At 70.2% G+C, this 15,679-nt stretch carries 6 protein-coding genes; 3 read left to right on the top strand and 3 right to left on the bottom strand.

Annotated features, from left to right (window positions below; genetic code table 11):
• The first annotated feature begins 80 nt into the window (after nucleotides 1-80).
• The 3 genes from ELQ94_RS09780 to ELQ94_RS09770 all read left to right on the top strand — a co-directional run bounded on the left by ELQ94_RS09780 (nucleotide 81) and on the right by ELQ94_RS09770 (nucleotide 9,377).
• Nucleotides 81-3,371, top strand: a complete 3,291-nt coding sequence (locus ELQ94_RS09780; RefSeq protein ID WP_166404715.1) for an immunoglobulin-like domain-containing protein — start codon at nucleotides 81-83, stop codon at nucleotides 3,369-3,371.
• 109 nt (nucleotides 3,372-3,480) lie between these two features.
• On the top strand, nucleotides 3,481-8,859 hold the full coding sequence (locus ELQ94_RS09775) for a glycoside hydrolase domain-containing protein (protein ID WP_127049567.1): 5,379 nt from the start codon (nucleotides 3,481-3,483) through the stop codon (nucleotides 8,857-8,859).
• 89 nt (nucleotides 8,860-8,948) lie between these two features.
• Nucleotides 8,949-9,377 (top strand): MmcQ/YjbR family DNA-binding protein, encoded by a 429-nt coding sequence (locus tag ELQ94_RS09770; RefSeq protein ID WP_127049565.1) that lies wholly within the window; start codon nucleotides 8,949-8,951, stop codon nucleotides 9,375-9,377.
• 215 nt (nucleotides 9,378-9,592) lie between these two features.
• Here the strand turns inward: ELQ94_RS09770 and ELQ94_RS09765 are convergent, their stop codons facing one another.
• The 3 genes from ELQ94_RS09765 to ELQ94_RS09755 form a co-directional block, all read right to left on the bottom strand.
• Nucleotides 9,593-12,715 (bottom strand): M14 family zinc carboxypeptidase, encoded by a 3,123-nt coding sequence (locus ELQ94_RS09765; RefSeq protein ID WP_127049563.1) that lies wholly within the window; start codon nucleotides 12,713-12,715, stop codon nucleotides 9,593-9,595.
• 370 nt (nucleotides 12,716-13,085) lie between these two features.
• Entirely contained in the window at nucleotides 13,086-14,312 is a 1,227-nt protein-coding gene (locus tag ELQ94_RS09760; protein ID WP_243696951.1) for an acyl-CoA dehydrogenase family protein, read from the bottom strand.
• Between the two features lie 131 nt (nucleotides 14,313-14,443).
• Nucleotides 14,444-15,679 (bottom strand): acyl-CoA dehydrogenase family protein, encoded by a 1,236-nt coding sequence (locus ELQ94_RS09755; RefSeq protein ID WP_243696950.1) that lies wholly within the window; start codon nucleotides 15,677-15,679, stop codon nucleotides 14,444-14,446.

Raw genomic sequence — 15,679 nt, 5'->3', positions numbered from 1 at the left:
AAAGGTTGCTGAGGGCGCCCGAGAGGCGACCCTTCCCCCTCTCTCCATCCCTCCCGAACCCCTGATTGGTTTGTGACATCTTGCTGACTACCCACGCGACGCCGGACTCCCCGGCCGAGCCACGCACGAACAGGATCGCGAGACGCGGCATCGCCGGTCTCCTGCTCCTCTCCCTCACCGCCGGAGGCGCCGCACTGGCGAGCCTGCCGGCCGCCGCCGCCACGCAGGGCGTGAACGCCGCCGCGGTGGGCATCGCCGCCGAGCCGGTGCGCGTCCAGGCGGAGGACTACACGGGCGACAACGGAAACGGCCTGAAGAAGGAGACGTCGAGCGACTCCACGGGAGCATCGCTCGGCAACGTCGGCGGCACCTGGAACGGGGGCGAGCTCACGTACGACACGGTCGACTTCGGCTCGGCTCCCCTGTCGTCGCTGACGGTCCGCTACGTCAACAACTCGAACCGCGTCGGCGCGAACCCGTCGCTCGACTTCTACATCGACGAGAAGACCGACGCCAATAAGATCGCCACCGCGGCCCTTCCGGTCACCGGCGACAACTGGCAGGCGTACAACACGACCACGGTCGACCTCGCGAGCGAGCTCTCCGGTGAGCACACGCTCATCGTCGTGATGAGCGTGACCGCCGATTCCGGCCACCCGTTCGCCGGCAACTTCGACTACTTCGAGTTCACGACGGCGCCGCTCCCCGCGTCGTACCTCACGACGGCCGACGCCTGGTCGTACTCGGACAACGGCACCGACCCGTCCGGCGATGGCACGCTCTCGTGGACGACGGCGGACTTCGATGATTCCGCGTGGAAGAACGGCGTCGGTTCCTTCGGCTCGAAGCGCGGCGCCGCGGACCTCGGCGGCGGCTTCGTCGCCAAAACGCTGATCCAGTACGCGAAGACCGGTTCCTCGAACACGATCGAGACCTACCACTTCCGTAACGACTTCGACGTCTCGGAGAGCGACCTCGGCCAGATCGAGTCCCTGCAGGGCACGATCACCTACGACGACGCCGTGCGCGTGTACGTCAACGGTCAGAAGGTCGCCGGCTTCGTCGACGACCGCGTGAACGGTGCGGCCAACCAGAACCTCACCTACGCCGGTGCCAGCGGTGGAAACCCCGTGACGAGCACCTTCACCGTTCCCGCCGATGTTCTCCAGGAGGGCGAGAACACCATCGCCATCGCGCTCTATCAGGACCGCGAGACGAGCAGCGACAACTACCTGGACCTGCAGGCTCTCGTGCCCGTGGTGCCGACCCCGGCGCCCACGGAAGCGACGATCTCCGACCTCGTTCTCGGCGTCGGCGCGACCGAGGCCGAGCGCACGCTCGCCTGGTACTCGGACGTGGACGTGCCCCAGACCGCGCAGCTCGCGACGGCCTCCGAGGTCGTCGACGGTGAGTTCCCGGACTCCGCCCGCACGATCGAGACGAGCAAGACCGGCGGCACCACGAGCGGCGAGTTCTTCCGCGACGTGACCCTCGACGGCCTCTCGGAGAACACCGAGTACTCCTACCGCGTCGGCAGCGACGACATGGGCTGGTCGGACGTCTACACGTTCCGCACCCAGGAATTCTCCGGTGACTTCTCGTTCTTCTTCTTCGGAGACCCGCAGCTCGGAGCGTCGGGAGACGCGGCGAGAGACGCCGCCGGCTGGCAGGACACGCTCGACCTCGCGACCCAGACCTACCCGGACGCGGAACTGCTGTACTCGTCCGGAGACCAGGTCGAGAACGCCTCGAGCGAGTCGCAGTACGAGCTCTTCCTCCAGTCGGACCACCTGCGCGAGCTGCCCTTCGTGGCGAACAACGGGAACCACGACGTGGGCTCCAAGGCCTACGAGCAGCACTTCAACGCTCCGAACGAGGACCTCACGGCCGGCGCCGGTTCGGCCACCTCGTCGGGCGGCGACTACTGGTTCATCTACAAGGACGTGCTGTTCCTCAACATCAACTCCAACAGCCGCGACTACACCTCGCACTACGCCTGGATGGATCGGGTGATCGCCGAGCAGGGTGCGAACGCCAAGTGGAAGGCCGTGGCGTTCCACCACTCCATCTACTCGGTGGGACCGCACCAGGACGACGGCGACGTGCTCGACCGCCGCAGCACGATGCCGGAGAAGATCTCCGACCTCGGCATCGACCTGGTCCTCATGGGCCACGACCACAACTACGCCCGCACCTACCTCATCAAGAACGGCCAGAAGGCCGACGAGAACGAGGTCCCGGCCGCGGTCAAGGTCGAAGCGAAGGACGGCGAGGTCATGTACGTGACCGCCAACTCCTCGAGCGGCTCGAAGTACTACAACACGGAGAACCCCACCGCGTGGTGGGCCTCCGTCATCAACCAGGAGAAGGTGCGCAACTACACCGTCCTCGAGGTCACGGACGACGAGATCTCGGTGCGCACGCTGCGCAGCCAGCAGAACGGCTCCGAGATGCCGGTGAACAGCGTCGTGGACGAGGTCTCTCTGACCAAGGACGCAGCCCCCGAGCTGACGGTGCCCGAAGACGGCGAGATCCAGCAGGACACCGAGTTCGACCCCCGCGAGGGCGTCACCGCGACGGACAACGTCGACGGCGACCTCACCGAGGAGATCGAGGTCGCCGGTTCGGTCGACACCGCGACGGCCGGCGATTACACGCTGACGTACACGGTGTCGGACGCTCGCGGCAACGTCACGACGGTCGAGCGCATCGTCACGGTCGTCGAGCCGGGCACGGACCCGACGGACCCGCCGGTGGACCCGACGGACCCGCCCGTGGACCCGACCGACCCGCCCGTGGACCCGACCGATCCTCCGGTGGACCCGACGGACCCGCCGGTGGACCCGACGGACCCGCCGGTCGAGCCGACGGACCCGCCGGTGGACCCGACGAACCCGCCGACCGATCCGTCGGAGCCGGGCATGCCCCAGCCGTCCTTCACTCCGTCCCCGCCCTCGGCCGACGGCTCGGACCTGCCGGACGAGCTGCGTGACCGCGTGACCGTGACGGTCTCGGGCTCCACCGTGAACATCGACGGGCTCGAAGCCGGCGAGTGGTACTACGTGTACGTCTACTCGTCGCCGATCGGACTCGGCTGGGTCCAGGCGGATGCGAGCGGCGGCGCGAGTGCCACCCTCCCGAGCGGTCTGACGGCCGGTGCGCACCGAGCCGCCGTGCTCGACGACGCGGGCACCCTCGTGGGCTGGGACGACTTCGTCCTCGCCGCGGCGGACCCGTCCGACCCGGACGGCCTCGCCGTGACGGGCTCGGACGCGGCCTCCGCGTGGGCCTCGATCGCACTCGGCGCGCTCCTGCTCGCCGGTGGCGGCGCCCTGCTGCTGGCCCGCCGGAACCGCGTCACCGAGAGCTGACGCTGTAAGCCGTCGGGGACCGGCTCGCGCCGGTCCCCGACGGCCCCCTCTGTTCCACCCTTTCTGCTCCACCCCGCGCCCCACCCACGCCTCCGGAGAGCCCCCGCGCATGCCGACGTCATCCCTGTCCCGCCGCCTCCTCGCCGGAGGACTGCTCGCCGCGATCCTCGGCTCGGGCTTCGCTCCCACGGCGGCCACCGCGGCCCCGCCCCCCGCGGCCATCGACTACGCCGAGCTCGTCAACACGTTCGTGTCGACGGAGGACGACTTCGGGCAGGACCTGCCCGGCGCCGAGGCGCCCAGCTCGATCGTCAAGATCAACCCGATGACCACGCCGGGCCGCTCCCACAGCGGTTACGACTACGCCGAGGACCAGATCGCCGGCTTCACCCACACCAACCTCAACGGCGTCGGCGGCTCGGGCGGGGGCGGCGACCTGCTCGTGGTGCCGACCTACACGAGCTACTCGAGCGTGCCGACGACGTCCTCCTACGCGAAGGACTACAGCCACGACGCCGAGGACGCCGAGCCCGGCTACTACGGCGTGGAACTCGAGACCGCGAGGGGGCCCATCCTCGCCGAGGCGACCACCGACGTGCGCACCGGCCAGGACCGCTTCACCTTCCCGGAGGCCGGCACGGCCTCGCTCGTCGTCGATCTGCGCAACAACTTCACCCGCCGCAACGCCGCCTCCATCGACGTCACGACGCTCGCGGACGGCCGCGTCGCGCTCGCGGGGGAGATCGGCGGCCACTTCAACGGCTACGACTACGAGATGTACTACTACGTCGAGACCACCACCGCGCCGTCGAACACGCGCACGTGGGGTGCCTCCGGAGCGCTCGGCACCGAATCGCACCAGGACGGCACGAACCTCGGCGCGATCCTCGACTTCGACGTGGCCGCGGGCGAGCAGCTGGGCCTCGAGGTCGCGATCTCCCCGATCAGCGCCGCACAGGCGAAGATCGACCTCGCCGCCGAGATGGGCGATCGTGGATTCGACGACGTGCGTGCGGACACGAAGGCCGACTGGAACGAGATCCTCGGCCGCCTCGCCGTGACCGCGTCGGAGACGAGCGACCCCGACGGCGAGCTCCAGAAGCTGTTCTACACGCACCTCTATCGCCTCTTCGGTCAGCCGGTGAACGCCACGAGCACGAGCGGGACGTACCGCGGGCTCGACGGCGAGATCTCCGAGGCCGACGGCTACACGCACTACGACGGCTGGGGCACGTGGGACGACTTCCGCAAGTTCGAGGTGCTCGCGATCGGCTACCCCGAGGTCTTCCGGGACATGGCGCAGTCGCTCGTCGACCTCTACGGCTCCTTCACGACCAGCGGCGCGAGCTCGCTGTCCGGCGTGGTCCACTCCGTGCCGACCGTGCGCTTCGAGCGTGCCGCCGTCGTGATCGCCGATGCGGTCGCGAAGGGCGCCGATCTGAGCGGACTCGAGGAGGCCTGGCCGGCGCTCGTGTCGCAATCGCAGGGCGGCTACGGCAACCCCGACAACGTGAAGCGCGGTTACATCGCGAACGAGGTCGACGACACCCTCGGGACTGCCTACGACGACACGGCGCTCGCGACGATCGCCGACGCCCTCGGCAAGACCGAGGAGGCGCAGGGCTTCCGACTGCGGGCCGCGAACTGGACCAACCTGTTCAAGGACGACGCGGTGACCGTCGCTGACGGCGACACCGTGGGCCTCGTGTTCCCGAAGGACGGCAACGGCGCCTGGGTGAATGCGAACCCGGAGCAGTTCGAAGCGGGCAACGTCTACCAGGGCACGCTCTGGCAGTACAACTGGACCGTCGCGAGTGACATGGGCGGCATGATCGACCTCATGGGCGGGCAGGACGAGACCCTCGCGGCGCTCAGCTTCATGTTCGGTGAGCAGGCTCCGGACGATGGATCGCGAATGCTGTTCTCGAGCGCCAACGAGACCGACCTGCAGGTGCCGTACCTCTTCAACTACGTCGGGGAACCGTCGAAGACGCAGGAGTGGGTGCGCAACCTCTACACGAAGGAGACGTGGAACCGGTACATCGCCACCGGATCCACGGGCGAGTACCCCACGAGCGGCGGCGAGTTCCGGCCGCCGATCAAGACGAAGGTCTACCAGAACTCCCCGCAGGGCTTCCTCCCCACGCAGGACAACGACACCGGCGCGATGTCGGCCACGTTCGTCGCGGCGGCGCTCGGCCTCTACCCGGTGCAGGCGGGTTCGGACGAATACCAGATCGGCACGCCCTTCTTCGAGAACGTCCAGATCAACTACGAGTCCGGCCGCACGTTCGACATCAGCGCGGACGGCGTCTCGCCCGACGACTACTTCATCCAGTCCGCCGCCCTCAACGGGCAGGACTTCGAGCGCACGTGGATCACCTACGACCAGCTCACCGCCGGCGGGGAGCTGGCGTTCCAGATGGGCGACGAGGCCTCCGACTGGGCCGAGGACGGCGTCGCGTCGTCCTCGCTGAGCGACGTCCTCCCGAGCTCGACGTACGACCGGACGAGCGCCGTCTCCGTATCCTCGCGTGAGTTCACCGAGGCCGAGGCGGGGGACGGGTCCGTCGGGAACGAGATCTCGCTGACGCTCGCCAACGGCGCGTTCGCGGGGAAGAACGGCGACGATCTCACCGGTGACGGCGCGATCTCGGCCGAGAACCTGCCCGAGGGATTGAGCCTCGTCGCGACACGCACCGGCGACCGCAGCGTGACGCTGTCGCTCGCGGGCCAGGCGGCGGAGCACGGCACGCTCGACAGCATCGACGACCTCGAGCTGAGCGTCGGGGACTCCACCTTCCGCACGAAGCCGTCGGCCGGTGCGCGCGAGTTCTCGTTCAAGGTCACGTTCGACGGGGCCACCCTCACGGCGGAGCGCACGACGCTTACGGCCGCGGCCGACGGCACCGTGGACACATCGGTCGCGCTCTCCTTGAGCGGCGCGACCTTCGCCGGAGCGAACGGGCGCGACCTCGTCGCCGACGGTGCGCTCACCGTGCCGGGACTGCCCTCCGGGGTGACCGCGAGCGCCGTGAAGCGCGACGACACCACGATCGACCTGCGGCTGACGGGATCGCTCGGTGCATCGCAGCGAGCCGCGTTCGCGCTCGCGTTCACCGACGCCGCACTCTCGGGGGTGCTCGCGACCGAGCTCCGCGGGGACGGCGTCTCCGGCCTCGGCACGCTCACGCTCGCCGTCGACCAGGAGTGGCGGGCGAAGCTCGCCGCCCTGGTCGAGGAGGCCGAGCTCGTCGTGGAGGGCGCGTACACCGAGACCTCGTTCGCCGCGTTCAGCGCGGCGCGGGAGTCGGCGAAGGCCGTCCTGGACGACGCGGCGGCGACGGACGAGCAGCTCAAGGGCGCCTTCACGACCCTGACGAAGGCCGCTGCGGCGCTCGCGATCGCGGACACGTCAGAGGATCTCGTCCTCGGCGACACGCTGTACGGCGAGGTGCTCTTCGACGACGACTTCTCGACGGACCGCTCGTCCGAGTACACCGTGTTCGGCGACTCGAGCGAGCCGTCCGCGGATATCTCGGTGGACACGGCGTCCGGCACCCTCACCGCGACGGCCGACGGGCGCCGCTTCAGCCACATCGCCCTTCCCGTGAGTGGCGGGGAGGACTTCGCCCTCGTCGTGGAGCCCGAGAGCTTCGCCGGGACGAAAGCGGCCGAGGACAGCCTCTTCGTCGGGCTCACCGACGGGCCCACGAACCGGGCGCACAGCTGGTTCAACAACACGCGCGCCGAGACCGGGATGGACTTCTGGGTCGGTGGCGAGGGCAAGGACAGCGGTGCCGGTTCCCTCACGGGAGTTCAGTGGAATCCCGGCGACCGGTTCGCGACCGTCGTCGCCGACGGCGTGATCACCTCCTGGATGGAGGAGGACGGCTCCTGGCGGAAGCTCCGCTCGGGTGTCCTCACCTCTGCCGTGACCCCCGAGCAGCTCCTGAGCTGGGACCCCACCCTCAGCCTCCGGCTCGATACGGGCGCCATCTCCATCGATCGGGTCACGCTCCTCGGGGCGACCGAGGCCGCGCCGATCGACCCCGTACGCATCCAGGCGGAGGGCTTCACGGACTCGAGCGGCGGCACGCTCGTGGCCGAGGGCGCGAGCCCGTCGGGCAACGTCGGCGGCACCTACGACGGCGGGCGCCTGACCTACGCGGACGTGGACTTCGGTGCCGGCGAGCTGAGCACTCTCACGGTGCGTACCTCCACGCGCGACGAACGGGTGGGCGCGAACCCCCGACTCGAGTTCTACCTCGACGAGGTGACGCCGGCGAACATGGTCGGGGCGGTCGCCCTCCCGAAGACCGGCGGCTGGGGCAACTACGTGACCACGACGGTCGACCTGGACGCACCGGTGACGGGCGAGCACACGCTCGTCGTCGTCATGCACTCCGATCCCGTCGCGGGTCAGTCGTACCAGTACGTCTCCAACCTCGACTGGTTCGAGTTCGCCCCCGCCGAGGGGGAGACGACGCCCGTGGACTTCACGGAGCTGCGCGCAGCCATCGCCGACGCGAAGACGATCGTCGAGCAGGAGGAGCGCTACATCGCGATCGACTTCGCGGCGTTCCGTCGTGCTCTCGCCGCGGCGCAGAGTGTCGTGGAGCGAGCAGAGTCCACGCAGTACGAGGCCGATGCGGCGCTGCGCATCCTCACGGCCGCGGCCGATCAGCTCGAGTGGAAGGTCGTGCGGCAGCTCCCGCTGCTCATCGCGGAGGCCGAGGCCGTCGACTCGTCGCTCTACACGCCGGAGAGCGTCGCGGTGCTCGAGTCGGCGCTCGCGACGGCGCGCGCCGTCGCCGAGGACGCGTCGTACGAGACCTACGTCGGCGCGTTCGACGGGCTCACCGACGCGCTCGCCGGGCTGGTGGAACCGACGGATCCCACGGACCCGCCCGTGGATCCGACCGACCCGCCCGTGGATCCCACGGACCCGCCCGTGGATCCGACCGACCCGCCGGTCGATCCGACCGACCCGCCGGTCGATCCCACCGATCCGCCGACCGACCCCACGGACCCGACCGACCCGACGACCCCCGGGGCCCCCTCGTTCGCTCCGTCGGCACCGGCGGAGACGGGTGACGACCTACCCGAGGCGCTGCGGGATCGCATCACGGTGTCGGTCTCGGGGCGTATCGCGACGCTCGGCGGGCTCGACCCCTCCAGCTGGCACTACGTCTACGTCTACTCGGAGCCGACGGCTCTCGGGTGGGTGGAGGCCGATGCCGACGGCAGCGCGACCGTCACGCTCCCGGCGTCCGTCACGGCCGGCGAGCACCGCATCGCCGTGCTCGACGACGCGGGTGAGCTGATGGGATGGGCGGAGTTCACGCTCGCAGCAGGGGAGGACGACGGTGGCCTGGCCGTCACCGGCGGAGCGGTCGGATGGGCGGCCGGCGTGCTGGCGATCCTCCTGATGGCTCTCGGAGCGACCCTCGTGATCGCGCGCCGCCGCGGCCTCGGCACGCGCTGATTCCCTCCACCGACGCCGCCCCCGATCCGTCGCGCTCGGAGGCAGCGTCGGTGGGTGCCGCCGTCGGTGCTCGGCGGTAGCCTGACCGCATGGAACGGCAGCATCCGCTCCTCTTCGAGGAGGGCGACCCGATCGTCGCGCGCGTGCGCTCCCTGTGCGTGCCGTACCCGGAGTCCGCCGAGGTCATGGCGTGGGGGCGGCCCACCTTCCGCGCGGGCAAGAAGATCTTCGTCTCGCTCGGCTCGTCGATGCAGCGGCCCCACGCGATCGTCTTCAAGCCGGACGTCGAGGAGCGCCGAGCGCTGCTGGAGCTGCCCCGGATCTTCGTCCCGCCGTACTTCGGCCCGGGGGGATGGCTGGGAGCCGACGTGGACGATTCGGCCGAGACCGACTGGACGTTCGTCGCCGAGCTGATCGACGCGTCCTACCGCCAGGTGGCGCTCAAGCGCCAGATCGCCGCCCTCGACGCGCGGCCCGTGGTACCCGTCGCCGAGCCCACCCGCCCGGCCCAGGAGTAGGCGCCGCACCTGCACCGAGCGCTTCAGGCCCGGTCCCGGTCGGCCCGCGCACATCCCGGGTGGACGCGAAACGTCGTGCGCGGGTGGCTGAGGCCGCCGTTTGCGTCCACCCGGGGTCGGGCGGGTGGGGGGTAAGGGAGGCGGGCACACGCGACGACGCCCGGCCGCGGGACGGAAGTCCACGCGACCGGGCATCGGTCGATCGAGCGGTCCTGCTACTCGATCATGTCGTCCGCCGTGCGTCGCATCCGCTTCGCGACGACGAGGCAGGCTCCGAACAGCAGGAGCGCACTCGCGAGGCCGATCACGGGCAGCGCATCGTTCGCGCCGGTCACCGCCACGCCCTCGCCGGGCGAGCCGTCGTCTCCGCCCGGTGCCTCGGCGCCCGGCTCACCGGCGCCCGGTTCGCCCTCGCCCGGCTCACCCGTACCGGGCTCACCCTCGCCGGGCTCCTCGCCCGGCACCTCGACAGCGAGCACCGTGATGTCGTCCCAGCCGATGAGGGCGCCCGCGGCGTCCTCCACCGCGACGCGGTGCAGTTCGGCCGTCGTGTCCGCCGGGATCGTCACCTCGAAGGTACCGGTGGCCGACACCGTGCGGGTGCCGAGGCCGACGGGCTCGGAGAAGAGCGTCGTCGTGAGCTCCTGACCCGCGAAGGCCTCATCGACCGTCACCGTGATGGTGTCGCCCGCCGTCGCCTGCTCGGGAACGCTCACGCCCGTCTTCGTCTCCTCCGTCAGGTCCTCCTCCGTGATGGGCGGCACGACGGCCGTTCCCGGTCCGGCGGACCAGTAGAGGGCGCTCGCGATGTCGCCGAACTGCCCGACGGGGTGGTTGCGGAACGTGGGCGACGTGCCGAAGAGGAAGAAGCGGCTGCCCGCATCCGTCTCCGACGAGATCGCCGAGGCCTGGCCCGCGGCGTCGGCCGGCGAGCGGCCGTCCGACTGCGCCCAGTGGCCCGCCACGAACACGTCGCTCGCGTAGCTCTGCTCCACGGTCACGCCCTCGCCCAACCCTGCGAACCACGTGGCCGGGTAGATGAACGCGGTGTCGGCCGTGTCGGCTCCGAACACGCTGCCCTCTGGGGTGTCGACGCGCACGATGCCGTTCGACCCGCTCGTCCCGCTGGTCGCCGTCACCTGCGCCAGGCCGTTCGCGTTCGCGAAGGTGGCACCGCCGCTGCCGCGAGCGACCACGTCACCGCCGGCCGCGAGGTAGGCGGTGAGCTTCTCGGCTCCCGCGGCGTTGTCGCCGGTGAAGCTCAGGTTGCCGCCGAGGAAGAGCACGTCGAGCGTCGACAGGTCGACGGCACCCGAGGTGACGAGCGCGGCGCTCACGAGCACCGGCTCGTCGAAGCCGAGCTTGAGGAGCACATCGCGGTCGTCCGTCGTGGTGTACCCCACGGCGAGCGAACGCAGCGAGGTCGTCGTCTCGTCGCGGAGGGCGAGGCCGTCGGTCGCGGTGAAGTCCACCCCGAACAGGGAGGCGGCCTCCTCCGCGGCGGCGCGGCTCGCCGCGTCCTTCCCGAGCACCACGGTGCCGTCCGCCGTCTGCGAGAGGGCGACTCCCGCGTCGAGCAGGGCCGTGATGGCCTGCCACTCCGCGGTGCCGGCGGGCTCGAGCTCGAGGTACGGCCCGCCGTCCGCGACGGATCCGCCGAGGTCCACCGTGGCGACGTCCTCGACGGTGACGCTGAGCGCCGGGTCGGTCGTGTCGCCGACCGCGATCACGTCGGCGCCCCACAGGAGTGCGAGGCTCCACGCGGAGATGTCGTACATGCTCGAGATGCGGTCGGAGATGTCCGTGCCGTCCGCGAGCAGCACGTTCGCGAGGCCGCGGAGCGGCTGGTGCATGTCCACGAGGAACGTGCCGGCCGCGTACGTCGTGCCGTCGGCCGTGAAGTCCTCGGTGGCGCGAGTGACCTCGACATCGTTCACGAGGAGCTGCTCCACGAGCTGTTCGGCGTCGGAACGCGAGCGCTGCGAACCGTCCACGGGGATGACGTAGGCGCGCGGGAACGTCGCGTTGTAGATGTCCGTCTCGTCCCAGATGTCGGTCCACTCCGTGGGCACGCCGGGGGCGAGGTCCTCGGGGGCGACGTCGGCGGGGATCGGGGTCTGCTCGGCGCCGTTCAGGCCGCGCTCGAAGATCTCCATCTGGTTCGACAGGAGCGGGTCGCGGTTGTCCACGACGTACTCGATGATCGAGTCGATGACGACCTCGGCCACCTCGGTGTCGACGATCGAGTTGGCCTGGTTCGTGGCCGGGTCGTTCGTGCGGCCGAGGGGCAGCTCGACGGTGTTCGTGATGGCGCCCTGGTACGCCACGTACTGCGGGGCGAAGATCGGGGGCCAGTCGTCCCAGCCCTCGCGGATGTCGCGGTAGGGGATGAGGATCTTGCCGGTGTTCGTAAGCGTCGCGTTGCCTGCGCCGTCGTCGTAGGTGTTGCCGGGGATGTCGGCCTCGGCGACGGCCTCCTCCACCGCGAGGGCAGCGGAGTACGCGTGCGGGAGGAAGAGGTCGTATTCGTAGTTCTCGCCGTGGGGCGGACCGCACGGCTCGACCTGCAGGATCCCCGTGTACCCGTGGATGTCCACGAAGTACGTGGGCTGGATGAGGCCCGTGATGTCGCGCAGCGCGGTGGTCGTGTTCGTCGCGTTCGTGATGAAGTCGCGGTTCGGGTCGTAGCCGTTCGCCGTGGCGCGCGTGCCGTTGAAGCGGCCGTCCGGATTCGCGGTGACCGTGAAGTAGAGACGCGTGGTGTCGAGGAGCTCGGCGACCTCGGGGTCCTCGGAGGTGTCGACGAGCTGCTCGATGTAGTTCATCGTCGCGTCCGTGCCCTCCCACTCGTTGCCGTGGATGTTCGCGTTGAACCAGATCGGCAGCTTGTAGCCGTCGGCGATCGCGGCATCCTGGGACGCGGCGGTCGGCGCGTGCTTGATCGCGTCGCGCCAGGCCGTCTGCTGCGCGGTCTCCTCCGCCGTCTCCGGCGAGGTGACCGTGACGAGGTAGAGGTCGCGGCCCTGCTCGGACTGGCCGATCACCTGCGACGAGACGTAGTCGCTCTCGTCCATGAGGTCGTTGAGGGCCGGGGCGATGTCGGCGAAGGGCAGCGCCCCGCGAGCGATCGACGCGTCGGTGGCGTCGGCCGGGACCTCGGTGAGGGTCGGCTGGACGGGGTAGCTCGTCGGGAAGGCCACGCCTCCGTCGGTGCGGACGATGGGGATGGTCGGGGCATCGAGGATGCCAGGAGCGGCGGTTGCCGCGGGGGCGGCGAGGAACACGGCTGAAACGGCAACGATGACGCTGCTCGCTCCGGCCACGACACGTGTGAGCACGAATGCTTCTTTCGTTCGAGGGCGCGGTGGAACGAGGAACGCGACGCGCGGATACCGGGAGGTGTGCCGGGGAGCGCGAGGCGGTGGCCGAGGGGCCGGGGAGGGGTGTCCTTCGAACCTAGGGAGGCTATGTTTCGCCTGTGTGTCCGTCGTGTCGCGGTCGATTTCCGGGCGTGCCCCCACTTCGAGGGGTGTTGCATCGGATGTGTGCGCTGAGGCTTCCGGTGGCGGCGATTCGGTGCGTCGCACGCGCTGATCGTGATTCGAGAGAGCGTCGTCCGCATCGGTGATGATGCGTCGTCGAGGGCTACAGATACGGCTCGAGGGCGCCACGGAGAGGTGGCGCCCTCGCTCGGGAGTAGCCCTTTCGCTAGGGGGTGGGCGAGGGGGCGGTGCCGATGTTCCAGATGAAGGGCGGAGGGGTGTCGTTGATCGACCAGTCGCCCACGATGCGTGCCTTGTAGATCACGGGGTTGTGGGACGCGACCGTGCGGGCGTTCCGCCAGTGGCGGTCGAGGCCCTTCGCGCGGCTCGTCGCCGAGGCGCCGAGGGTGTTGAACACGAGGGTGGCCGCCCGGGGGACCGACTCCGAGAGCACGACCTGGGCCTGCGCCGAGCGGATCTCGGCGAGCACGTTCGCCGCGAGGTCGGCCTCGGTGTCGCGGAGCCCGGCCGTATCGGCGGCGTCCTGCACGGCCTCGGCCACTCCGCGCACCAGAGTGCTGGCGGTGTACGCGACGGACGAGATCTCACCCACGACGGCCTGGATCTGCGCATCGTCCCGCACGAGCGAGGCGACCCCGTGGCTGTACACGCGAGTGCGATCGCGGATCGCCTGCGCCGTGTCCCGCTCGGTCGCCGCGGCGATGCCCGCGAGGACCGCCAGGAGCACGAGCTGGTAGAGCGCCGTCTGGTAGCGGAAGCGGTCGTCGAAGAGCGCGACGTGCGCGTCCTCCACCTCGGCGTCGGTGAAGACGATCGTGCCCGTGCCGGTGAGCTGCTGGCCGAAGCCGTCCCAGTCGTCCGAGATGGCGACACCCGGCTGGCCCGTGCGGACGATGGCCGTGACAGCGTCGCCGTCGCGATCGGCCGTGACGTCCGTCCACTCCGCGAAGATGCTGCCCGTCGTGTAGAACTTGCGGCCGTTGAGCACCCAGCGGTCGCCGCGACGTTCCAGCTTCGTCTGCGAGGTGCCGAGCGCGCCGGCCCCCGTCTCGCTCCACGCGTTTCCGACGATCTCCCCGGCGGCGAAGCGGCGCAGCCACGCGTCGCGCTCGCCGCCGGGGGCGGCCTGGAGGCGGTCCTCGACGAACGCGATGTGGCCGCGGAAGACCTGCGGCAGGTTCGAGTCCGCCGTCGCGAGTTCGATGAGCACCTCGGCGAGCTCCGGGATCGTGAGACCGTCGCCCCCGAAGTCCGTCGGAACGCGGAGGCGGGCGAACCCGGCGTCGACGAGCCAGCGCACCGGCTCCACGGGGAGCACGTGGTCCTGCTCCCGCGCGATCGTGCCCTCCGCGATGCGGTCGAACACGGGCCGCAGCCGTGCGAGCGCCGCCTCGAGGCGGGATGGCACGATACCCGTCCCGGTCGCATTCACGGTCGCATTGCTTGCCGAAGCGTCTCGAGCTTCGTGGGTGGTTCGCCCGTCGACAGGCTCAGGGGCCGTGTGGTCGGGCCCCCGAGTCGCCGATGCCTTCGGGGTGGTGGATGTCGAGGTCATCGGGACTCCTACGTGTAGAGCGAGATCGGCTGGAGCTCGCCGTTGAGCACGTACGCGCCCACCTCGAGCTTCTTGTAGTCCACGGGGTCGTGGAGGGAGTGGGTGCGCACGTTCCGCCAGAACAGGTCGAGCCCCGTCGACGACTTCGCCGAGCTCGACCCGGTGATCTCGAAGATCCGGTTCGCCACCTCGATGCCGACGTCCGTGGACACCACCTTGAGCTTCGCGATCTCGATGGCGATCTCGCCGCGGATCTCGGCCGTCACGTCGTCGCCGAGGGCGATGACCTCGTCGAACGCCCGCCCCGCGCGATCGGCGAGGGCTTCCACGGCCGCGATCTTCGACGCGAACTCACCGACGATGCGCTGCGTGAAGGGATCGTTGCGGTACGAGTCCGCCTGGCTGAGGAACCACGCCGCCGGGCGGGCCCTGGTGATGTCGAGCCCCTGCGCGAGCGCGCCCTCCGCGACTCCGAGATAGAGGTTGCCGAAGGCGAGCTGGATGCCCGGGGTGATGAGGGTGGAGAACGGCTCCTCCGTACCCACTCCGAGGACGTCGTCGGGCGTGACCACGACGTCCGTGAAGCGCACGGAGCCGCTCGCGGACAGGCGCTGCCCGAGTGCGTCCCAGTCGCCGAGGTACGACACGCCCTCTCGGTCGTGATCGAGCGCGAAGAACAGGAAACGCCCGTCGAGTTCCCCGCCGCGCACGACCGCGTTGACGAGGATCACGTCTCCCGCGGACGCCCCGGTGGAGAACCGCTTGAGGCCGTCGAGGCGGTAGTCGTCGCCCTCCGGCGTGAGCACGAGATTCGGGTCCGTCGGGTTCACCGAGTCACCCCACACCCAGCGGCCCTCGACCGTGCGTCGGTACCAGTCGACCCGCTTCGCGGGGTCCGTGTTGAAGCCGATGTTGCCGGAGTTGATGTAGTGGTACGCGAGGACCTGCGCGATCGACGCGTCGGTGCGCGACAGGATGCGGACGGCGAGGAACGCGGACTCCCAGTGCCCGCCGCCTCCGCCGTACTCGGCCGGGTCGAGGAGGTTCACGAGTCCGCTCTCGCGAAGCAGGTCGAGTTCCGTCGTGGGGTCGAGGTTCGCGCGATCGCGGGCGAGGGCGTCCTCGCCGAGGGTCGCGGCGACCCGCTCGGCGACGCCGCGCCAGTGCGCGAGCTCCTCCCGCGACGCCGTCCCGCTCCACGGGGAGCGTGCGATCGTGGTGTGGGCGATGGTCGTGTCGGTCAC

The sequence above is a fragment of the Labedella endophytica genome (assembly GCF_003990045.1).
GTDB classification, from domain to species: domain Bacteria; phylum Actinomycetota; class Actinomycetes; order Actinomycetales; family Microbacteriaceae; genus Labedella; species Labedella endophytica.
The sequence above is the reverse complement of the archived record's forward strand: the minus strand, read 5'-3'. Positions and strand labels throughout refer to the sequence as shown.

What these genes read in the sequence shown, in the direction of transcription:
- ELQ94_RS09775 (WP_127049567.1), top strand. Translation starts at nt 3,481, where the DNA reads ATGCCGACGTCATCCCTGTCCCGCCGCCTCCTCGCCGGAGGACTGCTC.
- ELQ94_RS09770 (WP_127049565.1), top strand. Translation starts at nt 8,949, where the DNA reads ATGGAACGGCAGCATCCGCTCCTCTTCGAGGAGGGCGACCCGATCGTC.